The organism is Bacteroides oleiciplenus YIT 12058 (genome assembly GCF_000315485.1).
GTDB classification, from domain to species: Bacteria; Bacteroidota; Bacteroidia; order Bacteroidales; family Bacteroidaceae; genus Bacteroides; species Bacteroides oleiciplenus.
Genome location: NZ_JH992943.1, coordinates 614,258 through 638,351 on the forward strand (window position 1 = coordinate 614,258; position 24,094 = coordinate 638,351).

The 24,094-nt window shown below is 42.3% G+C and carries 14 protein-coding genes; 1 reads left to right on the forward strand and 13 read right to left on the reverse strand.

What is annotated here, in order from left to right; all coding sequences use genetic code 11:
* Positions 1 to 131: 131 nt before the first annotated feature.
* Positions 132 to 2,594: a hypothetical protein gene (locus HMPREF9447_RS18840; RefSeq protein ID WP_009131368.1), complete on the forward strand. Its 2,463-nt coding sequence runs from the start codon at positions 132 to 134 to the stop codon at positions 2,592 to 2,594.
* Positions 2,595 to 2,649: 55 nt separating this feature from the next.
* On the opposite strand, the gene HMPREF9447_RS18845 is transcribed toward HMPREF9447_RS18840, so the two are convergent.
* From HMPREF9447_RS18845 to HMPREF9447_RS18905, 13 genes are all read right to left on the reverse strand, one after another.
* Positions 2,650 to 3,765 carry an alginate lyase family protein gene (locus HMPREF9447_RS18845; protein WP_009131369.1) on the reverse strand — a complete coding sequence of 372 codons (1,116 nt, stop codon included), beginning with the start codon at positions 3,763 to 3,765 and terminating at the stop codon, positions 2,650 to 2,652.
* 354 nt (positions 3,766 to 4,119) lie between these two features.
* Entirely contained in the window at positions 4,120 to 4,791 is a 672-nt protein-coding gene (locus tag HMPREF9447_RS18850; protein ID WP_009131370.1) for a TonB-dependent receptor plug domain-containing protein, read from the reverse strand.
* Between the two features lie 89 nt (positions 4,792 to 4,880).
* Entirely contained in the window at positions 4,881 to 5,852 is a 972-nt protein-coding gene (locus HMPREF9447_RS18855; protein ID WP_009131371.1) for a hypothetical protein, read from the reverse strand.
* 15 nt (positions 5,853 to 5,867) lie between these two features.
* A complete protein-coding gene (locus HMPREF9447_RS18860) occupies positions 5,868 to 6,572 on the reverse strand; it encodes a hypothetical protein (protein ID WP_009131372.1) in 705 nt (234 codons plus the stop codon).
* 30 nt (positions 6,573 to 6,602) lie between these two features.
* Entirely contained in the window at positions 6,603 to 8,174 is a 1,572-nt protein-coding gene (locus HMPREF9447_RS18865; protein WP_009131373.1) for a RagB/SusD family nutrient uptake outer membrane protein, read from the reverse strand.
* 13 nt (positions 8,175 to 8,187) lie between these two features.
* Positions 8,188 to 11,337 carry a SusC/RagA family TonB-linked outer membrane protein gene (locus tag HMPREF9447_RS18870; protein WP_009131374.1) on the reverse strand — a complete coding sequence of 1,050 codons (3,150 nt, stop codon included), beginning with the start codon at positions 11,335 to 11,337 and terminating at the stop codon, positions 8,188 to 8,190.
* A gap of 309 nt (positions 11,338 to 11,646) precedes the next feature.
* Positions 11,647 to 13,203 (reverse strand): hypothetical protein, encoded by a 1,557-nt coding sequence (locus HMPREF9447_RS18875; protein ID WP_009131375.1) that lies wholly within the window; start codon positions 13,201 to 13,203, stop codon positions 11,647 to 11,649.
* A gap of 11 nt (positions 13,204 to 13,214) precedes the next feature.
* Entirely contained in the window at positions 13,215 to 15,488 is a 2,274-nt protein-coding gene (locus HMPREF9447_RS18880; RefSeq protein WP_009131376.1) for a glycosyl hydrolase family 95 catalytic domain-containing protein, read from the reverse strand.
* A gap of 100 nt (positions 15,489 to 15,588) precedes the next feature.
* Positions 15,589 to 17,769: a polysaccharide lyase 8 family protein gene (locus HMPREF9447_RS18885; RefSeq protein WP_009131377.1), complete on the reverse strand. Its 2,181-nt coding sequence runs from the start codon at positions 17,767 to 17,769 to the stop codon at positions 15,589 to 15,591.
* A 2-nt stretch (positions 17,770 to 17,771) separates the two neighbouring features.
* Positions 17,772 to 19,082, reverse strand: a complete 1,311-nt coding sequence (locus HMPREF9447_RS18890; protein WP_009131378.1) for a glycoside hydrolase family 88/105 protein — start codon at positions 19,080 to 19,082, stop codon at positions 17,772 to 17,774.
* A 28-nt stretch (positions 19,083 to 19,110) separates the two neighbouring features.
* Positions 19,111 to 20,277, reverse strand: a complete 1,167-nt coding sequence (locus tag HMPREF9447_RS18895) for an alginate lyase family protein (protein WP_009131379.1) — start codon at positions 20,275 to 20,277, stop codon at positions 19,111 to 19,113.
* A 4-nt stretch (positions 20,278 to 20,281) separates the two neighbouring features.
* Positions 20,282 to 22,726: a glycoside hydrolase family 2 protein gene (locus HMPREF9447_RS18900; protein WP_009131380.1), complete on the reverse strand. Its 2,445-nt coding sequence runs from the start codon at positions 22,724 to 22,726 to the stop codon at positions 20,282 to 20,284.
* Positions 22,727 to 22,746: 20 nt separating this feature from the next.
* Positions 22,747 to 23,970 carry a glycoside hydrolase family protein gene (locus HMPREF9447_RS18905; protein WP_009131381.1) on the reverse strand — a complete coding sequence of 408 codons (1,224 nt, stop codon included), beginning with the start codon at positions 23,968 to 23,970 and terminating at the stop codon, positions 22,747 to 22,749.
* Positions 23,971 to 24,094: the final 124 nt, after the last annotated feature.

Genomic DNA, 24,094 nt, shown 5'->3' on the forward strand with positions numbered 1-24,094 from the left:
CCCTCTTTTAGTAATAGAAGGTTGGTTTTGCTCTTTTATTGCAAGCATTTGAGACAATACATATAATAAGAATCACTTTTTTCCTCTTTCTTTGTTAAACTATTAATTAACTTTATTGATAAGACAAAAGAATGAAGAACATTTATTATCTACTATTATGCCTTCTTTTCCCTTTATCCATTATGGGACAGGAACCAACAGGCAAAAGCCAGTGGGCTTATCAGGATGCTTCCGGGAAATTAGTGTACAAAACCACTAAAAGAGGTGATCGCATCATCGATTTTTCGCATGCCGGCTATAAAGGCGGTGGTGTGCCATTGCCATATGTCCCGGCAAAGATGACTGTACATCCTTTAGGAGAGAATGAAGATTGTACCGACTATATTCAAAAAGCCATCGACATGGTTTCGGCACTGCCCAAAGATGCCAATGGCTTTCGAGGTGCTGTTGTGCTGGCACCGGGACGTTATGTATGCCAACGTACCATTCAGATAGCTGCGGACGGCGTGGTGTTGCGTGGTAGTGGAAGCGACCGTAGCGGGAGTGTTATTGTGATGACCGGAGGTAAACATACGGCGATAATTGTAAACAATGGCATTCGCCAGCGCATAGGCAATCGTTTAGGGGAGGCAGATTCCAATGAAAAAAGTATAAAAGTGACTGATAAATATATTCATGCCGGTTCTTATAGCTTCACGGTGGCAGATGCTTCCGGACTTTCTGTTGGCGATAACGTAGAAATACGTAAACCGGTGACGGAGGAATGGATTAAATATATGAAGATGCATGACTTGGTGCGTGACGGAAAGCCTCAGACTTGGATCAAGGCAGGACGACTGTTGGTTGTTGAACGGACAATTGCAGGTATTGAAGGAAATACGATTACATTGACGGTCCCACTAGTAGATTCTTATGACGCTAAATTTACCGGTGATAATACTACGTTGGTGTTAGCTAATAATGCCCAACGCATTCGCCAGTGTGGTGTAGAAAACATTCGTATAGAATCACCGGAACAGGCTGTTAATCATGGGAAAGCATTGTACTATGCATTAAGAATCAATGGAGAAGATTGCTGGGCAAGAGATATCAATGCTATGGAGACAATGGAGAGTGTAGGTGTAGGCGGTAGGCGTATCACTTTACAACAGATTAATGTAGTCAGAAAAGCTTTGCATCAGGGAGCTTCCAAACCGGCAGAGTTCGCACCGAATGGAGGACAGATTTTAGTTGACCGTTGTTCGGTGGAAGGAGATAATATCTGGTTTGTAGCAATCGGTGGCGGGCAAACCGGCCCTATTGTATTCCTCAATTGTTATTTCAAAGGGAATGGCCGCATAGAGGGACATCAACGCTGGAGTACAGGCTTTTTATTTGACAATTGTAATTTGCCGGATGGTGGAATTGATTTTAAGAACCGTGGTTCTATGGGGTCCGGTCATGGCTGGGGCACTGCTTGGTCTGTTGCCTGGAACTGCGTAACGAAGAGTTATGTGAACCAGATACCACCGGGAACATATAATTGGGTAATTGGTAGTAAGGGGGAAAGCACACCATTACGCCGTCCTTTCAATCAATCCGGTCCTACTTTACCTGTTGGTGTTTTTGATTCTCATGGTATTCCGGTTGCACCACAAAGTCTCTATCTTGCCCAACTGAAAGAGCGTTTAGGTGAATCGGCATTACAGGCCATTGGGTATGGTGTTACTGTACAATCACCTTCTCCCGTTTCTTCAGATTATAGATTTCAAGGTGGCATGCAAGCCTCTCCGGAATTGTTCGGAAAAGACTATAATGCTATACACGAATATATGCGTTCTTTAGGTTGGGATTACTCAGAGCACCCTAATATCTCGAAGGATGACCATCATGAAGGGGTGCATTGTGAAGTCATTTTTGACCTTGCCCTACAACAATATGTCTTTAAATTTACAAATCATGCTAATGTCGAAGCTCTGGATAGCGACCGGGGAAGATTATTGAGCGACCGCCAGCGTAATGAGATGAAAAGTCAGACGAATCATGAGTGGTATCATCTGAACGGTAACTGGAATGAGTGGCAGCGATTAGAATGGAAGTTCCGCATACCGAAAGGTTTTCAACCTTCCACTAAGTTTTGCCACCTTCATCAGCTGAAGGCACAAGAAGGCAATAATGGTGCACCACTCATCACCATCAGTACCCGTTGTGATGAAAATGGTGGCAATAAACGCGTACAAGTGATTCATACCGGAGATACAAGGACATCTGGCAAGGGGGTTATAATAGACAATCTTCCACTCGCTGACTTTGAAGATGAGTGGATACAGGTTGAAACAGAAATGCACTATACTCATCATGGTACGTTCCGCATTAAACTTACCCGTATCAGCGATGGAAAAGTGCTTGCTAATCAGTCTTCTTCCGATATAGACCTGTGGAGAAAGGGAGCAACAAGCATCCGGAACAAATTTGGCATTTATCGCAGTTTAGGACGAAAGATGAAAAGCGCATCCGATAGGCCGGACAATGGAATTAAAGATGAAAGTCTGCAATTGGCAGACTTTAAAGTGTACGAAGCATATACAAATCCAAATCCTCAACCTCACGACTAACTGTTTTCTGAAAGAAATGCTTGAGGAAAAGTTAGTTTTCTGAATGATGCAGACTTCATCTTACAGGGAAGTCTGCACACGTCAAAGTAGCCCAAGGCACGAACGACTGATTGACGGTTCCTTCCGGACGGCTCTTTCCGATTATCTTGCGGGTATAGGGCATTTCCATCCCTCTCCGGTCATGGTAGTGATGGTAAGCCCGTTCCCAGGCCGGACATATTTTATCCCGTTGCTTGGGGGATATTTCAGGTCCGTAAACCGGTTTTCCAAACCATGTGATATACTGTTCGTGCGGTACGTCTTCACCCGACATATATTTTGCGGTATACTCAAATCCTTTGTAAAGGCGATTGTCGAATGCTCCATATAGATCTTGTTTTTGGTTCCATGCAATCTCGGCGGCACAAGCCAGGAAAGCAAGCCCCATTTGCACATGCTGCTGGTCGCGTCCGCTCTCTTGGCACTGCCCGTTTTCATAAAAATAGTTCTTAATAGAGCCATTGGTGGGGCCATCCGTCAACTGTTTACAGGCTTTGTCAAAGATATCCCGGCGATCAAGAAAAATCCCGATGCACATCATAGTTTGTCCGTTGGCTGCATCCCAATTACCATTGTAGCGGGGAACCCAATCTTTTATCACCGGATACCAGATGTTGATTACCATATCTTCGAATGCTTTACGGTCTTTGTCTTTCCAGCCTTTGTAGGTGTATTTGATGATTTCGGCAGCATTGAGATATTTGATACCGGCCGTGCTCACCTTTAATTGCCGGTTATGGTTGACGACCGAATCCAGCGTGTTGGCCCACGCATTGAGAATCTCGATTGCTTTTTCAGCATACGCTTCGTTACCTTCCACATACCATTGCAGGGCCATTGTATAGGCAGCCGCCCCATCGCGCACAAATTCTTTTCCTCCGTTGTCGGGTCGGTTATACGGACCATTGTCCACCACTCTGAAAGGGGTGGGTGCATAGTTGAGCGAGGCAATATCCGATGCTCTCAGTTGAAGCCACGCTTCTTTCCAAGGTTCTTCATTCTCAAGAATCTTGGTTTTCATGAATTCGAGGTCTGAAGTGGTGTGCAACATTCCGGGATGTACAAAAGCTTGTCCGAAACAAGCAATGCCTGTCAGCATACAAAGGAGTGAAAGAAGTGTTTTTCGTATCATATAATTATAGATTGATTTTTTGATTTACTTTTGGCGTTCAACAATGGCAAAAGTAGGCAAAGGCCATAAATTTCATTGTAACTAACGTCTCAATTACTATCACTCATATCTAATAACGCCCCATTAAAGCGGAATTAATTTATAGTAGAGCGGTTCGAAGCTAAATAGTAATAGCCAATGTCCGGGATAGAGGAAGGTTAAGTCAGGGAGTGAGCCTATCATCAATACGGATGATGCCTACCATCAATGCCGATGATGCCTACCATCAATGCCATTGATGCCTATCATCAATGCCATTGATGATGCGATTAGTCCTAATGACATCATGGCTTACTCACGACAATAGCCTACCTTTTATTTCGTTCGTATAATAATAACACCGTTCGCCCCCTTCATTCCGTACTCAGAACCGTCCTTCTTGACTTCCACTTCACGGATATCCTTTACGGCAACAGAATTGTTAGCCTCTTCCAAAGAATTGTATTCCGCTCCGCTGATAATGAAAAGCGGTTCCGTATTCAGAGAGAAAGAGGATCCCCCGCGGATGGTAGCTTTCATTTTTCCATCGGAATAATCTATTTGCAGTCCGGCAATACGCCCCCGGAGCAAATCAACCAGATTGTTTGCGTCCAACTGCTGGATTTGCTCATAAGTGATTATATTGCTGTTGTACGTTGGCTTGGGAATGACTTTATACATGCAGATGATTGTTTTTGACTCATAAGCATATCGCAATGAATTTTCTCCTAAATGAATAGTGCATGTAGGCGAACCGAGCATAGGGACGGCTGTCATCAATTTACGGTTAGGATATACATATAGAGTATCTCCCTCTTTCACATTCTTCAGTTCAAAGGTTCCCTTTGATGAGGATGTGGTCATCTTCATCCGCCCCTTAAGCAGCATCTTAATACGCTTTGCCGGTTTCCCCTTGGAATCTAAGATCACTCCGGTCACACTTTCCTGCGCCCAACTTGTGAGTGCTGTGAATAAGACGATAAAAACAATGAATATACGATGTTTCATATTTTAGTTATATAAAAGAGGGGAGGTCTATTTAAACGATCATATACGCCAAATATCCCTCCCCTGAGTTAGTTAATATAATCGACTACCTATCTTTCACGAGGTTCGGCTGTGCAAATTGTGCCATTATCGAATACATATAAATTATCAGCAAAGATGATCACTTTGTTTTCCAGGCCGAAACCGGAACGGCTTACATTATACTGCTGCCCCGTTATCTTTGCCAGAGCATCATTCTCAAAATACTTCTTCCCATTATAATAAACAATGAAGTTCTTGTTTGCATCGATAGAAGCGGCAATGGTATTAAAAGCATCCTTCTTGAACTTGAAGTTTGCAGTGTCAGTGCCTTCTCCCATCACTACTTCTGTATCCTCACCTGCCATTACATCAGTTGTAGTATAGGTAGCCTTCCACTTACCCGTTTTCGGGAAAGTGGTGAAACAGGCTTTTGCCACATAATTCATCGCCCCGTCGATACGTGCAAATTCTAAACGGATTTCTACGAAGCAACTGTCTTGCGGTGAAGTATTCACAGCATAATCTACCTGTGTGGAAAACGGAATCGATACGTTTTCCCAGCTACGCGCAAACCGACCGTCGGCTTTACCGGACGTCAACTTTACAGCGCCGTTAGTGCCTTTATTTGCATCAAAAGCAACTGTCATGGAGGCATTAGACCATCCTTCATTGTAGTATGGAGTTTCAAAACTTGAATAGAACAACTCATCCGTAACCACCATCTTCGTACGGCGTGTCTGCTTTTTACCTCCATTCTTTACGGTACACCACACTTCATAAGTTCCCGCTTCATTGGGCGCTTTCCAAACATTTTCAAATAAACCTTGCGGATTAGTCAATTTTCCGGCGTCGCATCCCCATTCATAGCTGACATCGGAATCGTCACCTACTTCTGCGGAAACAAAAACTTTCACCACATCGTTCCGGCAAAACTTAGTTCCAAAAGTATTCAGCGATACAATATTTACATTATCATCGTCTGAGCATGAAGCAAACAAGAAGCAAGCGAGTAATGCTATATTAAATAATATCTTTTTCATATATCACAATTTAAATTATTCTTGACCCATAAAATATCTCGTCGGACGAGGTTGATACCAGTCGGAAACATGAATGTACCCATCAAGTGCTTTGATGTTGGTAGTGCGGCAACTACCGGCAGAAGCTTCTAATAATTTTCTGATATTCCAGGAGAAATTATTTAACTGAAGAGGCAGGTTACGGTCTTGTCCGAGTCTGATGTCCATCACTGCGGTATCACCGTCTAATGTCTGCCCATCCTTAGTATACTTGAATTTTCCGGTTCCATAAGTTTCTACCCAGTTTACGGTTGAACTCAAATTATCATAAGACCACTCTTTCTTTAAAATATGATAGGTCAACAGTTCCTTAACTTCTGCTTTATCATATTGTTCCCAAGCCGTGGCTTTGATAGAGTCTGTTCGCCCTTCAGGCAATACTTTATTAAGGCTCCAATAACAATTGTCTCCGCTACTGAGAGCTGAATTTGTCAGTAGGATGTGGGTATTGCCCGATTCCTTATAAAGACTCTCAATCCCGGCATAAGTAATACCGTCAATCAAAGTACTGAAAATATCAGGACGGCTTTGAATAAAATCCCAAACTGTCTGGTTGATTTTATTGGTTCCACTCTTTGCTTCATATTCTTCATTTGACTGAAAATCCAGTCCGAACAAAGTACAGGAGCTTATTGCAACTGAAAGAAGAGCAAAGCATAGTATTTTTTTTATTATTCTCATATTGATTTGAATTTAGATATGTAACTGCAATTATTCTCCATAAGGTGCATTCTGATGTCCCTTCATTGACGGATTCTTACGGAATACATCCAGATACAGCGGCCACAAGATTCTACCGTAACCACCGATGTGATCAGGGGATGGCTTGGTAACGCCGATGTTAAATCCATCAGTTTCAGCATTATCCACATCAGCATCTATCATGTACTGATCCAGATATTCTTTCACCAAATCATTGCGAACAATGTCAAACCATCTTTTCCCTTCAGCCCAGAATTCAATCGTGCGTTCATCAATTATTAACTTAATCAAATCTTTTTCCGACGGATAATCAGCCAATTTTGCCTCTACACTCCATCCTGCGCGTCTACGAACTTCGTTAACCGCATCCACCGCTCCCTGGTAATCTTTCTTTGTACCTAAAACCAAAGCTTCCGCTCTCAGCAATTTGACGTCTGTAATACGATATATAGGCATTTCAACATTACATTCCCCATTCGGTTTGTAGGTATAACCCGCACCTTTATCATTGGCTTCCGCAAACTTCGGACATTTAATCTGGAAATTGGCTGTATTGCCATAATCGCCGTTATATGCTTTGGCATATGCTTCTTCAGTCATTTCATCAGGGGTTATATAAGAGCTGATTCCGATGGTATCCATAATCAAGATTGTGCGTACATCCTCTCTTTTGCGTGTCACGAGTTCTTTATAGATTTCTTCCGTCGGATGATACCGGATTGTATTGGAGCCAGAAGCGATTTCCTGTGCATATCCGAAGCCACCACCATCTTGTTCATAATTCCAATAAAGATTGAAGATCATTTCTTTAGAACTCGTCGGATTTAAGAACATCTTTGCGTAAGAACTGGCAGGCTCTGATTGATAACCATAATTTTTTATCAAATCATTGGCAATCACTAATGCCTTGTCGTATTCCTTGTACCACATGAGTACGTCCAGTTTTATTGCCATCGCCGATCCACGGTTCAAATAATATTTTACTGCACTTCCCAGATCAGTTGAAGCTCCAAAAGCCTCTATTGCACGGTCCAAATCATCCAGAATGAAATTCTTCAAATCCATCACGGATGTTCTTCCGTAATAGCGTTCTTGGTTGGCAATATCTTCCATCGGCTCTGTTATCTTGGGTACATCACCCCAAATGCGGATGGCATAAAAATACATCAATGCACGCATGGCATAAGCCTGTGCCAGATAATTATTGGAAGTGGTCACAGCCACCGGACATCCCGGAATATGGGCAATAGCGGCATTAGTGCGATAGATAGTAGAATACAAGCTTTCCCAATTACTGGAACCTGTACTGGAACTCAGTCCATTATATAGTAAGTTCGTATCATATGCAGTCCCTCTGGGTTTATAAACGCCACTACGGAGTTCTCCCCAATAAAACCAGTTGTTCTTTAAAGTTGCTTGCAAACCGTCATATATACCTGCATTCCAGGTTTTCAAGTCCTGCTCTGTTTGCCAATAGGTTTCCTGTGACAAAGAGCTTTTGGGCTGCCTATCCAGAAAGTCCTCACAAGAGGTAAGAAACAAACTGAGGCTTATTATAAATAAATAGATATATTTTTTCATAACATGCTATGGGTTAAAAGTTAATATTCAGACCTAAACCGATTTCTCTTGCTGTCGGATAGCGTCCACTATCATTACCGGGACGGAGTACGTTGCTGTTGGATATACTGGAAGGATCAAATCCTTTATATTTAGTCCAGGTCAGCAGATTATTGCCATAAACATATACTTGCAGGTCGGAAACAAAGAATCTCTTGGAAATTTTGGGATCTACACGATATGCCAGACGCGCATTGGTCAAACGGATATAGTCACCGTCTTCCAGGAACATGGATGACAATTCACGTGCATTATTCACGTCTTTGGTTGCATTGGCACTACTGTAAACAGGCGTAATGTGTCCCTGATACTTCCAGAGTGCGTAACAATCTCTTGCCAGCGGGGTCATATTTGAAGATGAATTCTGCAACAAATCCCGGCGTTGCTTATTATAGATCTTGTTGCCAAAACTTCCATAGAACGAGAATGACAGAGAGAAATTCTTATAATTCAAATAGTTGCTCCAGTTCAAATACCAGGTAGGCATACCATTGCCCAAAATACGTCTATCCGAATCATCAATCTTACCGTCGTGATCCCGGTCGTCCCAGATAACATCGCCACCCTTTGAAATGATATTATTAGCTGTCATCTTGCCGACTTCTCCGTCATACTTCTGTCCACCCTGAGTTTCATAATGCGACAAAATAGGCTTGCCGTTAGAACCGTAAATAATATTGTTATAGTTATTCGGGTCTCTGTGGAATACAGGAACAAGTCGGTCACCGAATGAGCCGTCTCCATTCTTCACATAAGCATTGGACTCATCATATCTATAAATACCTAAATATTTCTGTCCAAACCATTGTCCGAGTGGTGAACCTTCTTCAATCCAGTATTTTCCGTCTTCCAGGAATCCTTTACCTTCAGATAGTTTCAACACTTTATTTTTATTCTTTGAGAAATTTATTGTTGTCTGCCAGGAAAAGTCTTGAGTTTGTATAGGATAACCACTGATGGATAACTCAATACCACGGTTTTCAATATTACCAAGATTGACGCGCATGCTGCTTATACCTAATTCTGAAGGCATAACCTCGTCTGCTAATAAATCCTTAGTCTTTTTGATATAGTACTCTGCTGTTACGGATACACGGCCATTCAGTAATGTTAAGTCAAGACCAATATTAGTCTGCTCTGTAGATTCCCAACTAAGATTTACGTTGGCAAGCTTAGACGTTTGTTTTACTGCAATAGCCCCGTTGTAGTATCCACCGATTTCATACTGATTAATTGACTCGTAATTGCCCACTTGCTCATTACCATTGGTACCCCAGCTGGCTCTGAATTTAGCATCAGTCAAAATTGGCTTAGCCCAGTCAAAGAAAAACTCGTCCGAAAAGCGCCATGCGGCAGAAGCTGACGGGAACAATCCCCAACGCTTTCCTACAAATCGGGAAGAACCGTCATAACGAAGGTTGGATACAAAAATATACTTTCCTTTATAGCTATAGTTCACACGACCAAAGAAGGATGCCATGGCATGGTCACTAAATCCGGTTTTCGTATTCGTTAAGTTTTTAACCTGTTGAGCGTTGGTTGAAATGATTGATTCGGAAACATATTCACTTCCTTCCAAATTAAAATCTTCATCATACCAATCTTCTATACTGGTACCTCCCATAGCTCCTACAGAATGATCGCCAAAATCTTTAGCCCAGTTTATGTAGGTTTCAGCTGATAATTTACGTTTTATAGTTGCATTGTTTTTACCAGTGGTGGTTCCCGAAGAAACCAACTTGCCAGGTGTTAATTGATCCGTGCGATTCAGGCGTAGGTTTCCTTGTACGTTAGCTGACCAAACCAATCCTTTCATTAATTGGAATTCTGCTCCCTGATACAATTGTATATCATAAGCCGTTGTTTCATTAATACGCATATAGGCATCTGCAATAGGGTTGAACTGACCACCATTGTTAAATACATAAGTACCGTCGGGGAAATACAATGCCATTTGAGGAGGGCGCCTTAATGCTTGGTTCAATACACTACCTGTACTAATGTTATTTTTGTTTGTCCAACTTACATTGAAACGGCTCATTAATTTAAAACGATCACTTACTGCAAAATCCACATTCGTTCTGGACGTCAGACGATGCATATAGCTGTTCAATACAATACCTTGTTCATTCAGATAACCAATACTGGTATAATAACTAATCTTGTTTTTAGCACCACTAATATTGATGTCCAATTGGTCTGAATGTGCTGTGCGGGTTACTAAATCCTGGTAATCATTATCTGCCATAAAATTAGGGTGCAAAGAGTCATTACTGGTCTTCCACAGTGATGTACCTGCATTACCTGCACGTTCTTTCAAATAACGCTCAAAAGCATTTGCCTGATCTAATTTGTGAGACAAATTCTTAATGGAATGGTTATACTTTATAGACACGCGTGCCGGGGCACCTTCCTTACCACGTTTAGTGGTTATGATAATTACACCGGCTGCTGCACGTGAACCATAAATAGCAGCAGATGCTGCATCCTTCAGTACTTCCATACTTTGGATGTCCGCAGGGTTGATAGTAGAAATATTATCTACTGCCACACCGTCCACAATAAATAGAGGATTAGCACCTGAACCCATAGTAGATGCACCACGAATTAACATCGTACCAGTATCACCAGGAGCGCCAGAATTGTTAGAAATCTGCAAACCGGAAACTTCTCCCTGCAAAGCTTGATAGATGTCAGTCGGCTGACGTTCTTCAATTGTTTTAGCGCTCACAGTAGAAATAGCACCGGTCAGGTCTCTTTTCTTAGAAGTACCATAGCCTACAACAACAACCTCATCCAATGCTTGAGCATCTTCTGTCAATACTATGTTCATCTTGGTACCCATGGCTACTTGCGTTACATCCTTATAGCCAATATAGCTAAATTTTAATGTAGCACCTTTATTACTTTTAATAGAGAAATTACCATCAATATCAGTAATTGTTCCATTACTACCTTTCATAACGGAAACTGTTACTCCTATTAGAGGTTCCCCATTTTGATCAACAACCGTACCGGTGGTTGTAATTTCCTGAGCATATAGACTAAAACTCATAGAAAATGTAAACAGAACGAGGAAAAATCGCCACAATGGCGACTTCAATTGGTGTTCTTTCTTTTTCATTAAACTACTTTTTTTTTAATTAGACTTAAATTAACAAGGGATTTCACCTGAAATTCTTTTTGAGTTTTCATGGTTTGATTGTTTTTACATAATATCAATACATCATTTTTTAAAGTTAAACATCGTTGTTTTCCACATCGCAAACAAACAACAATTTTCTGAAACGAGATTTAAAGATTGTATCAAATACTATCAATTATATCTCAAAGTGTTATAGACTGCAAACAGACATGATAACAAACAACTAATAATCAATCACTTACTGCTAATTACAATTTTACAAGACTAAATTACAAGCCTTTTTAGAGCCTATTTAGTAAGTATATGCAAGTCCATATTCTTATGACGAGCCATCAATTGAGCCACATAAAGCGAGCGGGGGAAAACATTCTTTTCATTCTGCCCTTCCCAAACACCATCCGGACGGTCTGCAAAAACTCCCGGGGCTTTTTCACCCTTCATTCCAAAATTATAATTATAACCCGATGCCCAGGGACTTTGCACTGCAGCACGTTTCACACGGCAGTTCCAAAGAATCTGAGTCACTCCGGCCCAACCATGACCGCTCCCCATTTTTCCGCGATCTTGCACATTGATTTCTCCATCGGTAATCACATTATCATAAAGCGTACCGACAGCCCAACGATGATGAGGACCAATATCTGCATAAGTTTGTGAAGCTGTACAATTATAAAACACATTAGGACCACATACACGGGCACCCGTCACATAGTCATGGCGTCCCTCCGTACTTTGACAATTCATGAACAAGTTCTGTTGTCCCCAATTATTAAAGGAATATCGCAAACCACCGGTAATCAACGACTTTGTTTCCAGGCAACGGCAATCTGTCACAGTCACATTTTTCGCATTACGTTCACAGCTCACTGCCGAATAACCAAAATAGCGACAGGTAAGATTACGCGCCCAACAATTTTCCACTTTATCAAACTGGACACCAATCCAGCCATGTTGATTATCCTCATAATGTTCAAACTCGGATTCCAAACACATATTAGTTACTCCAACCTCACTAATACGTCCTGCAAAAGTATACTTAAAAACTTCACCACCGCCATATTTATCTTCCATTTGCATCACAACCGGATTATCAATAAAGATACGATTACCTTCTATTTTTACAATCTCCCGTTCGAAAGAAAGATTGTACTCCTGTGCAGTCCATTGGCGAGTTCCTTTTCGTTCGATGATTTGATCCATCTTAATATCATGTATCCAGTTATCCGTTCCGGGACGATAAACGATGATACGATCACCAACCTTAAAATTTGCAGAAGAAGAAACCTGAAACGAATGTGTTCCCACCGGTACAAACATATCTGTTATTTTCACCCTTGTTCCGGGCACTTCCTCTATTCTACCTTCACCGGATACTTGTATTAATGAAAAACGTTGCTTACCGATAGCCAACAAACGGGTTTCATTCACATTATCCCCTTCACCGGTCAGGACTACTCCACTCGTATTAATACGGATAGTTCCGTGGACATGATATACTCCACGCTTCAACAGAACTGTTCCGCGATGGCCGTCTTTATCCGGTTTCATGCGAGCCACTTCATCTATTGCATCTTGAATACGCTGACGGCTGTCACCGTTCTCTACAGGATATACCACCTTTGTCACCGGACAGTAAGGGATTGATTTATCACCATGATGATACCCCACACGACTAAAATCCGGAATTGTATTTCCTTGTTTATCGGGATAATAGGCCAACTCCCCTTCCGGGGTAACCTTCACATGGCTGGATTGCCAGCCCGGTGGTAATTTCGTCTGAGCAGATATACTCACACAAAATGCCATAGCAACAATACCACCTACAAATGTTTTCACACTATTCATTCTATTCTTAATTATTGGTTTGTATATAAATTCAGTTCTATTTTCTCACCTGCCGCAGTTGGGATTTGCAGATATTCTCCATAAAGTATATCCGATTTTTTGTTTCCTCGAGTAACCTGTACAGGTTGTCCTTTCCAAGGATTTTCTATTTTGCAGATGCGTCCTTTCTCGCTAAGTATCGCTACTCCCTGAACTTCACCTTGCTTAAAGGCAGATGTAACCAAAAATGCCCCATAAGCTCTTAAATTCTCAAACGAAGCATCCTTCCCGCGATTCCAATTCGGGAAAACACGGATAACGCCTTCGTAACTTTGCAACAACATCTCATTTATAGTCAGGGGAACAGCAGCAAAAGTCTCAATACCTCCACCACCTTGTACAATCCAATAGTTGGGATATACATTCATTTCAATCCGCTTCTTCAAATAAGATAAAATCTTATCCGACGGATATCCTACACGCACTGCTCCGGGATAACAAGTTTCGATTCCGTTGTTGGAAGTATTTCCCCAATCATTCGGGTCACGCTGTTTATCCGCCCAATGTGCAACATCATTCAATAAGATAGCATTGAACTTGGCGTCCGTCACCGGACCTGCAACTCCACCAGGAAGAATTAAGCCATGAATAGAGACTCTGTTCAAGCCTGACGGTTGTACATCCTTATTCTGAGGTCCTTTCTCCATGTTCTTCAAACTTTGGCGTCCGTCTTCCGTGGTACCCAACGGATATTCACTCAGTTTCTCCAAAATATCCTGCCAATGAGATTGTCTTACACGATCCACAGACAAAAAGTCACTCATATCCATTACTCCCTGAAATAGCATACGGACCAAGCCCAAAGAAAGAGTAGAATTAAAATCACCCAAACGATTACGCCAAATACCTCCATTACGTTTATTGGGCATCACCTCATTAAAATGATCCATGTGGATGACATAACGTCCATTTTCTAAAGAAAGGTAATCTTCCCAGAAATCAGCACAGGCCACAAGATATGGATATACTTTACGAGCATACGCTTTATCATATGTACTATAATGTCGCATCAACATATTTCCGACACTAAACACCGCATTGATTTTTTGCCCCAGGAACTTATAACCACCGTCTATAGTGTTTTCGCGAGTTGCATACTTCTCCAGCATTTCTTCCGGGGTCAATGGCCACATTGCCGTACATAACCCTTTCGGCCCAATACCTACCGGATAATAAATACCTCTGCAATCCAACAACTCTTGCGCATGTTTCCGACCGGCTTCCATATAATCCAATAGAGGTTGATCAAAATTATCCGTCAAACTAATATGATTAGAAGAGAAGGCTCCCCAGTAAGGTGCCTGATAATTGTAATTCAGATGATAATCACCTCCCCATGCAGCCTCATCACGTGTAACGAATGGCCCCCATATTCCAGGTGCGAATTTACCCTCACGAGAGGAGCAAGCAAACAAATATTGAGATTGATAATAATACTTCTCAAAATAGCTGTCACCAATATTAATATGAGATTGTTTCCAGAAGTTATTCCACCAGACATGGTGTTTCTTGCGTAATTGCTCTATAGTGGTTTCCGACACTTTTCCGGCCTCCGCAATTGCTTTGTTTTTCCAATCCGGTGTATCATGATTTGTATAAGCAGATACTACCAGTTGCATTTTCTTTCCGGGAACCAGAGACAGTTCATCCGTACTTGAATTCAAGGCCAATGCCACATGAGTAGGCCAACGCAATAATTCCGTATTCTCAAATGAGCGACTCACCCACATCACTTTACCAAGGCCTTGTGCTGTCGTCGAAGTATTACCTTCAGCAGCCCACAATCGCAAACGAGCAGTTACGACCTTATTCGATTGCAATTCTATTACTACTTTATTATCCGTTGCCGCAACCCATGCAGATAACTTTAACTCGCAATAGGTATTTGAGAATTTAGCTGTTATTTCTGCCGAACCGGGTAACTGTTCTGCATGATAAGAAGCTCCCCGAAGTTCATCTATTGTAATATCCAATCCACCAGGCAGCGCAATACCACCAGGATAAACCGGGTAAGCTCTCCAAAAGTCATTCTTACCAATATAGAAACAAAGTTTATCAGGAGTACCGCCCATCGTGATACCTATATCTCCATTACCAGCTAAAGGTGCATCCGGAGTTTTGGTAGTAGGAACATGTTGCGGAGGTGAAGTAAAGACAGCCTTATAAGTGTCCATTACAGATTGGGCTTTTAGCAAGCTGGCACCCAACAATGCTAATCCAAAAACAAAAACCTTGTGTGTATTCATAGTCTATAGTTTTTTATTCAAAACAAAAATAGACGTATCCTACAAACAAGGCTTGCAATATTATTTCAATCGCTTGGAGAAATGATTCAAAAGATGTTTTTTAACGAATTATGGCCACAACAGAAGCTGTTTTACCTTTCCCTTTTCCTTTGGGCAGAGAAATACGTATCTGTTTATGGTTTAGTTCAAGTTCTGCAACATCTTCACATTGAGTTGGACTGGCACAACTTATCATGTATTGTCCGTCTCCACTCTTCCGTATCATATAAACTCCGGGAGTCTGGATAGTCAATGCGAGACCTGTAGCAACCCTTAATTGTACCGGTTGATAGGCAGCTACCCAGCAAGTAGCCTTTTTCTCTGCATAAACGGCTTGTGCTACAGTGTCATTACGAAGTATCCGGATATCCGACAAATCAAAAGCAGCTACATTTTTCTTATCTACCACCGGCAATATCAAATATTGATAGGTAGCTTGTTTAGGAGATGCGCCATGTTTCAAATAAAGAGTGGTGACCTCTCCATGTACCTCTGCCGGGCGATACATCTGCATGACATCATACCAACTTCCTTTACGTTCCGCAGTTTCGGCAACCATCTCATTTTCATTTCCCCATACAATATATCCCGTATTATTATGAAAGAAGCGATGTACTTCTGCCGTAACAGTTTGTTTGGCATTCACAGCGCTCCATTGTCCTTTCTTCCAGGAAAGAAGCTCTCCGTTCTTATGACATTGTTCTATTGAAGTGGTCACAACAAGATTACTATCTGCCTGTATGCCTGCTCCCAAGCAAAGAACAAAATCATCCGCACAAATCCATGCTTTATGTGCTTTCACTCCGGCACGATTCAACTCCATCACAGTCATACCCTGTTTCTCATCCGAAACAGCTCCAACAAAAGTTCCTTTGTTGCGAGGCTGATAGCTTTTGATCAATGGCATGGGAGCATCATCCTCAAAAGCAGTCACTCCCGGCAATTTACGCCAATCCCAAAGCGGGAAAATATCCAAATATTCCTTGCCATCCTTATATATATAGGTTGCTCCATCAGCCATATAATATCCTTTCATATTATCACCATTCATCATTTCCACACCCACAATACGGTCGGAAGCCATTTTTATGGAAGCCATCCAGGACGGACGGCGATAAATAGTATAATCCGACTGCCAAAAGTGCTTATGTCCCGTCAGTAGATTCAAGGCAGGTGCAGGATAGTTGTCACGAAGCAGAGCTGTGGCTATAGCCATACATGCCTCTGATTCGCCTCCACCCAACTCTGAAGCAGCAAATGCAAGACTCAATGCTTTATGCACAGGTGCATGGTGAAACAATTGACGCCCTAAGGCATTCACATCCATCATCCCATTCCAGATAACCCAACGATAACCTTTGTCAATCAAAGTACTTATAATACTCAATTGTTTATCATCAAAAGCCAGAGAAGTCCCGGAAAACAATCCGGAGAAAAAGCTCATCCCAGCAACAAATGAGAGCCCATAATTCCCGAATTGTTGTTGGGCACCGTGCTGATGGAAACACCAATCATCTTTTATGCCTTCTGCCCCACCTGTCACTATTCCAGATGCAATCGTATCGCGTGCCATCTTCACCAACTCATAATCATTCTGTAACAATGCACGCATCATCACATTTCCGGCAAGCCATACTTTATTCTGTCCGGTCATTCCAAACTTGGCATTCTCCATTACAGCAATTGCCTTCTGCTTTTCAGCCGGAGTTAGTTTTTCTTCAAACAAAATGAAAGCTGTGCCCAGTGTTTTAGGTATACCAATCTGATTATACCACCAGTTCAAGCACACAGGTTTAGCAGTAAACCAATAGTCCATTGCTCTATGAATCACTTTTTCTACTTCCGGAGAATGGTAATAAGAAGTTTGTTTGGAATTATAAAGTTTCACCAGTTCCAGAATACGTTCCGCATGAAGTTTAGGCTCCCACCCCGAACGTTTCTTATCTTCATAATTAATGTCCGGCCACATCCCGGTTTCCATAAAAGAAGATAGATAGGTTGCTATTTTCTTTAAATCGAAAGGATAACGCTGATGCAATTCCACTACAGCCTGGTCCGAGATCTCTTTCTCCGGCTGAATAGATGAAAGAATAGACAACAAGCCAAACGAATCTTCCCCCGAAGGAACTAACATCCGGGAATAATTCTGCTTGATGCGCACCAACTCACCTGTATTGCCGGCTTGAACAGAGATAGATACAAGCAATACACCTACTATAATCAGACTACATAAAACTCTCATTCTTATTTAGTTTTCAAATGTTCCGTTTCCATACTAACAGATGCCCACAAAATGCCGGCAACCGCCTCTTTTGCATTCAAAATTTTGGGAACAGTAACATATTCTACAAAATTCTTTTTAATCACTACACCGTCACACGCTCCTATCACATCCAACAAACCTTTTTCATTCACCTGTATGAAAGGAAACAGGCTCTGATACCCTCTGTTTGCAACCGGAGCATATTCCTTAGCCCTGAGCAAACCTAACTGAACACCACGCTGGATGGAATATACAAACATAGCGGTTCCCGACGGATCAATAAAGTTCAGGGGATTATCTCCTTTATCTACCACCATGAACCAGCCTCCGGTTTTCTTATCTTGCATTTCTCTCAGTCCTTTGCACATTTTCAGGTAAATATCAAGTACCTGTTGATAGTCTGGATGTGCTTCAGGTAACAAAGCAAGTAGTTCCGGAACCACCAAAGTATACCATCCCATTCCTTCACTCCACACCTCCGGTGAGGCTCCCGTAGATTTATCCGCCCATGCTACTTTTTCCGGTTCTGTAGTCCAAGCATGCAGTACCAGTCCATCCGGACGTTGCAGATGGCGGGCAGCAGTGATAATATTCCTGCATGCCACATCATAACAGTAATCAGCCTCTCCGACATATTGCGCACAACGTATCAGAAACATCTGCATCATAAATACACCGTCAATCCACATATTAGGACTACGGTTTCCATGCCAGAACTGCCCGTCGGAACTAGGATACTTATCAACAGCTTTTAATATCTGCAAAGCTGCTTTCTTATATTTTTCATCACCCGTACGCTCATACAGAGTACAAAATGCCGAGCCGGTCATAAAATTATCAAGATTAGTTAATCCACCTCCTTTGTAATTCCCATCTTCATCAATAAAATGGTCTATATACTCTTTCATATATCCCAGATATTTGCCGTCACCAGTCAATTGTCCCAGGCGATCCATTGCCTCAAACATATATCCTTGCACATAAGTATAATCTTTCCAGTAAGCCATTCGATAATCCGGGTATCTCGCCATCACTGTCTCAGCCAAGGGAAGCGCCAATCGTTTCGGAGTAGTTCCGGGAGTGTATTCCAACTTCGCATCAGGCACTCCTTGAGAAGTAGTCCGCCGATAACGGGTAGTAGTTTCCTGAGTGACCAACATTGTTACATCTCCCTCTACTACCGTACCCGTAGTTTGTTGACTTACGACTCTGTTTTGTGCCATTGCAGGAGGCGTTGTGCCCAAAGCACACAATACACCAATTCCAGCTATTATCTTCCGTGTTATGTTCATAGTTCAAATATAAAACGATGTTATATTCTTAAATCCAAATCAATGGATTACGTACAGGTAGATTACGTACCACCTCATCCGTTACCGGAAAATGTTCCAACTGTGCCCACGTAGACAACCAGTCTTTATTATTCGTTTGCAAAGCTCCGAATAAAAGGAAAGGATGAGCTACCGGCCATTCATCCCAATACATTACATCCTTCGGATAAATCCAACTTTCCTTATCAAGCACATATGGATAAACAAAATTAATACCTTTTTCTATATTCCTGCCATCCTCCACTGTATAAGTCCATAAATCATCATTTTTATCAGAGAGCGTCTGACATATCGTCGCCATTGCATCCAAATTAAACAGAGAATAACCATAGGGCTTTGTGCGCGCAGTTTCTAAAGGAAAGCTGCCGTCTTCAGCCATTTGCTTGGGCAGGAGTACTTCTTTATAACGCTTCCTACAGTAATCCATCATATCTTTATCACCGGCATAACGAGCGAAAACGGCAGTTTGCATCACCCAACAGGTACCATGATTATTCTTGGCATTCATCTCATCTATGCCATATTGATGCGTGAACATCCATTTCGAATAATCGGCAAACCACCGTTTAGTAGCCCTAATATCATCTTCAGGAAGTACTCCCAGTTTTTCCAACTGATATAAGGATTGGGCTACTTCCATAAGATGTATCGTATCAATGATGCCGATGCCCCTGCCTGTAGTAATTCCCTTAATAGCCTGCGCATACTGCAAATTAGGATTCATCCGCGTCGATTCATTCACAAACCAGGCACGTACATGTGCCAGTATTACATCCACATACGTCTTATCCTGATCCAATAAATAGGCAGAAGTCAGATTTCCCACAATCGAGCTGAAGCGTATCATCGCATGTCTATGTGCCACGAAATTATCCGGATTAGTTTGACCATCCCGACGAATATAGGGACCATCAAGATTCAACGTATCCGGCCACCAATAATCACCCTCCGAATAAAAGTCGTGTATATCTCCCGCACTACGTTCAGCTATAAAGGCGGTGACTGTCACCGGTTCTTCTTTTAGATTCGTAGCAGCACGTTCCAGTATCCCCTGTTTCAAAACATTCTTCACATAATCTTTGCCATTCTTCTCCGATGTACACGAAGCAACTAGCAAAGCACATATCCCTAAAAATAAAACACCTACCTTTTTCATAATTTCACTGTACTGTTATAAATGAAGTCTTGACCTTATCTGCTTTCACGGCTACAGAAGAAGTACCCCCTTGTGTCCGAACCCGTATTTGTGCCCGTCCGTTTCGTGCCTGTACTTTGCGCGAACCGGTCACCGTTCCCTGATTCTGTATTAATTCCCCGTCTCCGGCAATATCGAAAGATATAAATATCCTGGAATCAAGGCATCTGATACCATTGGCATCTACCAACTGGGCTTCGATTTCAACAGTTCCGTCCTCCCGGGGTGTAGAAGTAACTCTAAACGCATATTCTTTTTCCCATTTTTCTGTCTGATATTCAAAGCTCAACTCATCAGAAAGGACTTCTTTGCCGATAGCTACGGCGCGAAGTATATTCTGTCCTTTAGCAAGTTTCACATTCCAGTGCAGGCCGGCAGCCGGGAAATCCTGACTATTACGTTTACGCACTCCCTGGCTCTGCCCATTCACAAATAATTCTACAGCTGGACAGTTAGAATAAACCAACACTTCCTTCTCTTCGTCAGCATCTCCCCACCTCACAGGCCAGCCATGTCCATAGATATGAAGCATCGGTTTCTGTGTCCAATATGACTGGAACACGTAGTAACTCTCTTTCTTTGTAAAATCTCGTTCTACTACTCCTTTCTGGTTCATATATGGCACCGGATTATCCGGGCGTACCGGAGTAGAAAAATCTTTGAATGGCCAATAAGCGGCACCAGTCAACCACGGCATTTTTTCTTGTTCTTTCAAATGCCAGTCTATCAGTTTCACGATGTAACTTTCCGACCAATCTCCTTTCGTCAGCACCAAAGCCGAACCGTTCAAAGCAGCATCTCCATCGCTCTCTCCTTCTTTACGTATAGGAGCGGTAGCTTCTGCATGGCGTCCAGCATGACTATCTCCACCCCACTCTACATGCAAGAAATGCTTTACTTTCTCCATTTCTTCTCTGGACATCTTCTGATAATCCGTATAGACGCCACGATACCAACCTGCCCAGATTGATGGAGAATATACATCTACAATATCGCTGCAAAAAGCGCAACGGCGAATAGCCGTCTTACGTTCGGCATCAAGATGGTGAGACAATGTATTCAATTCACTCATCAGGCTCCGTATTTCCCGTTGCTCAAATTCAGGAAAGTCATTCGGCCAGTCATTCTCATTCCCTAATCCCCAGATAATTACCGAAGGATGATTGTAGTGCTGAGTTATCATATTCGTCAACATCCGTTTAGCCTGTCCGCGATACTCCTCATTGCCGACTCCACCGCGGCACCAGGGAATTTCTTCCCAAACCAAAATACCCAGTTCGTCACAGAGATTCAGAATGATTTCAGATTGCTGATAATGTCCCAGGCGAATGAAGTTCACTCCCATCTCCTTCATCATCTTCATTTCCTGTACCATCTGTTCCTCGGTCATGGCAGCAGCTACACCCGCATGGTCTTCATGTCGATGTGTTCCCCTCAGCAAAAGGCGTCTTCCATTCAGCATGAAAGGCCCTTTTTCTATGAACTCAAACGAACGGAAACCGAAACGTTCACTTGCTGTCATTTTCTGCCCGTTGGCTGTTACGGTAACCTCACAGCTATACAATGCTGGATTGTCTACATCCCAGAGCTGTGGTTTATCAATCTGAACATCCAAAAGTTCTAATTCACCCAGCGGAGTTATTTTATCGAAAGTGCGGGTAGATACCACCTCACCCTTCGCATTTTTTACACTGACCTCTACCGATGCTTCACGCACATCAGCAGGATTATAGAATGTACCGGATACTCTTAATGTACCTTTTTTCATTTTAGTATCCAAGGTCGGCTCCACCCGAAGAGACGCAACGGACACTTCCGGCAGATACACTAGATTCAGATAGCGGTAGATTCCGCCATACAAATTGAAATCCGATAAATCCGAAGGTATCATCTCCGCATCCCGCGTATTATCACAGCAAATGCTCAAAGGAACTTCGCCTCCAAAACGTTCAGCCTCTTTACTCGAAAGAAACGCCTGCACCGCGTCAGTGATATCCACATTCCAACTATCGTATCCACCGATATGGCTACCAACTTTGGTCATGTAGACATATACATCCGTCTTCTGTCCTGCTCCCTCGAATTCCAGCAGAATACGCCCGTTGGCATACGGATTGTTTAGTTGCAGGCGGGTCTTATACCAGCCCGGTCCCTGATAATAATTCAAATCCGGGTCTACTGCATCCTCTGCATTAAAACAGTGGGGCAAAGTAACCTTTGTCCATATAGGCTGTTCTTCCGGTTGTCCCTTCTTCACGGGGCGAACCAATTCCCATATATTCCCCACATCCTGGCGGAGAAACTCCCAGTTATTCGTCAACCGAATCTTATTGTCCGTTACAGGCACCTTTGCCTGAAAGGTACCTGTAACAAAACAAACTGTCACTAACAATAAAATAATACGCCTCATACCTATTAAATCTTCATGTTCTACAAAATGGCTGTACCTTCCTTTTCAAGCTTGGCTTTCTTGAGCAAAGCTTCCAGGAAATAATAATCAGCATAAACCAAAGGCACATCTCTTTCAAAGTTGTGTGCACCGGTGCTGTGCAGCAACAGGAAGCCACGGTCACCTTCCAACTGGGCACGATAATTCTTACTTAAACTTTCAACAATGGTATCCGCCCATTTCTTGTATTGAGCCGACTTCTCCGTATTATACATCGATAATTCGTACATGGCACAAGCCATTACAGCGGCAGCAGAAGCATCACGAGGTTCATTCGGAATACCCGGAGCATCAAAGTCCCAATAGGCTACCATATCCTCCGGCATCGTAGGGTTGGTGAAAATGTAATTGGCTATATTTTCAGCCTGCGATAAGAATTCGGGCAACTTCGTTTCACGATAGCACATAGTATAGCCATACAATCCCCATGCCTGACCTCTCGACCAAGCCGATTCATGATTATATCCCTGATGTGTATGTTTATGAAGCACTGCTCCGGTAATCGTATCATAATCAATCACATGATAAGAACTGTAATTATCACGGAAATGGTTCTTCATCGTAGTGCGGGCATGCGTATTTGCAATGTTGTAATATACCGAATCACCTGTTTCTTTAAACGCCCAATACAACAATTCAAGATTCATCATATTATCGATGATAACCGGGCATTGCCATTTATCACGACTATGATCCCATGAACGAATGCAACCGATGACCGGTTTGTAGCGAGTGATTAACGTTGCAGCAGATTCCAACAGAATATCCTTATAGACTGCATCATGAGTCAGACGGTATCCATTGCCGAAACTGCAATACATTTTGAATCCCATATCGTGTGTTCCACCATTGGTTTTCTGGTCTTCTATATTGGCGGTGAATTCCTGTGCCTGTTTCTTCCAGAAATCATCCTGCGTATATTCGTACATATACCACAATTCACCGGGGAAGAAACCACTGGTCCAATCTCTCGATGCCACCAGACGCAGAGTTCCGTCGTCCTCTATCGTACGGGGAGAAATAGGTTTTCTTTTCATCTGTTCTTCCGGTATATTGGCTTTGACAGAGTCTACTTGCGTAAACGCATATTTCAACTGCTGTCCGGCAAAATCAAAACTGTCTTTTACGACATCCACTTCTTTTGTCGCTTGGCTACATGCTCCACATACGACCAATAACGATACTAATCCCGTTTTAAATTTCATAATAGTTACTTTCACTAATGTTTATATTGGTTTAATACAATCTCCCTATAAAAAGATTGCGCTAAGATAGACGATTTATCCCAGCGCAACTTTCAATATTGTCTTATTCATTTGAAATTCTATT

What these genes read in the sequence shown, in the direction of transcription:
- HMPREF9447_RS18855 (WP_009131371.1), bottom strand. Translation starts at nt 5,852, where the DNA reads ATGAAAAAGATATTATTTAATATAGCATTACTCGCTTGCTTCTTGTTT.
- HMPREF9447_RS18905 (WP_009131381.1), bottom strand. Translation starts at nt 23,970, where the DNA reads ATGAAATTTAAAACGGGATTAGTATCGTTATTGGTCGTATGTGGAGCA.
- HMPREF9447_RS18885 (WP_009131377.1), bottom strand. Translation starts at nt 17,769, where the DNA reads ATGAGAGTTTTATGTAGTCTGATTATAGTAGGTGTATTGCTTGTATCT.
- HMPREF9447_RS18860 (WP_009131372.1), bottom strand. Translation starts at nt 6,572, where the DNA reads ATGAGAATAATAAAAAAAATACTATGCTTTGCTCTTCTTTCAGTTGCA.
- HMPREF9447_RS18890 (WP_009131378.1), bottom strand. Translation starts at nt 19,082, where the DNA reads ATGAACATAACACGGAAGATAATAGCTGGAATTGGTGTATTGTGTGCT.
- HMPREF9447_RS18895 (WP_009131379.1), bottom strand. Translation starts at nt 20,277, where the DNA reads ATGAAAAAGGTAGGTGTTTTATTTTTAGGGATATGTGCTTTGCTAGTT.
- HMPREF9447_RS18900 (WP_009131380.1), bottom strand. Translation starts at nt 22,726, where the DNA reads ATGAGGCGTATTATTTTATTGTTAGTGACAGTTTGTTTTGTTACAGGT.
- HMPREF9447_RS18850 (WP_009131370.1), bottom strand. Translation starts at nt 4,791, where the DNA reads ATGAAACATCGTATATTCATTGTTTTTATCGTCTTATTCACAGCACTC.
- HMPREF9447_RS18845 (WP_009131369.1), bottom strand. Translation starts at nt 3,765, where the DNA reads ATGATACGAAAAACACTTCTTTCACTCCTTTGTATGCTGACAGGCATT.
- HMPREF9447_RS18875 (WP_009131375.1), bottom strand. Translation starts at nt 13,203, where the DNA reads ATGAATAGTGTGAAAACATTTGTAGGTGGTATTGTTGCTATGGCATTT.
- HMPREF9447_RS18865 (WP_009131373.1), bottom strand. Translation starts at nt 8,174, where the DNA reads ATGAAAAAATATATCTATTTATTTATAATAAGCCTCAGTTTGTTTCTT.
- HMPREF9447_RS18880 (WP_009131376.1), bottom strand. Translation starts at nt 15,488, where the DNA reads ATGAATACACACAAGGTTTTTGTTTTTGGATTAGCATTGTTGGGTGCC.
- HMPREF9447_RS18870 (WP_009131374.1), bottom strand. Translation starts at nt 11,337, where the DNA reads ATGAAAAAGAAAGAACACCAATTGAAGTCGCCATTGTGGCGATTTTTC.
- HMPREF9447_RS18840 (WP_009131368.1), top strand. Translation starts at nt 132, where the DNA reads ATGAAGAACATTTATTATCTACTATTATGCCTTCTTTTCCCTTTATCC.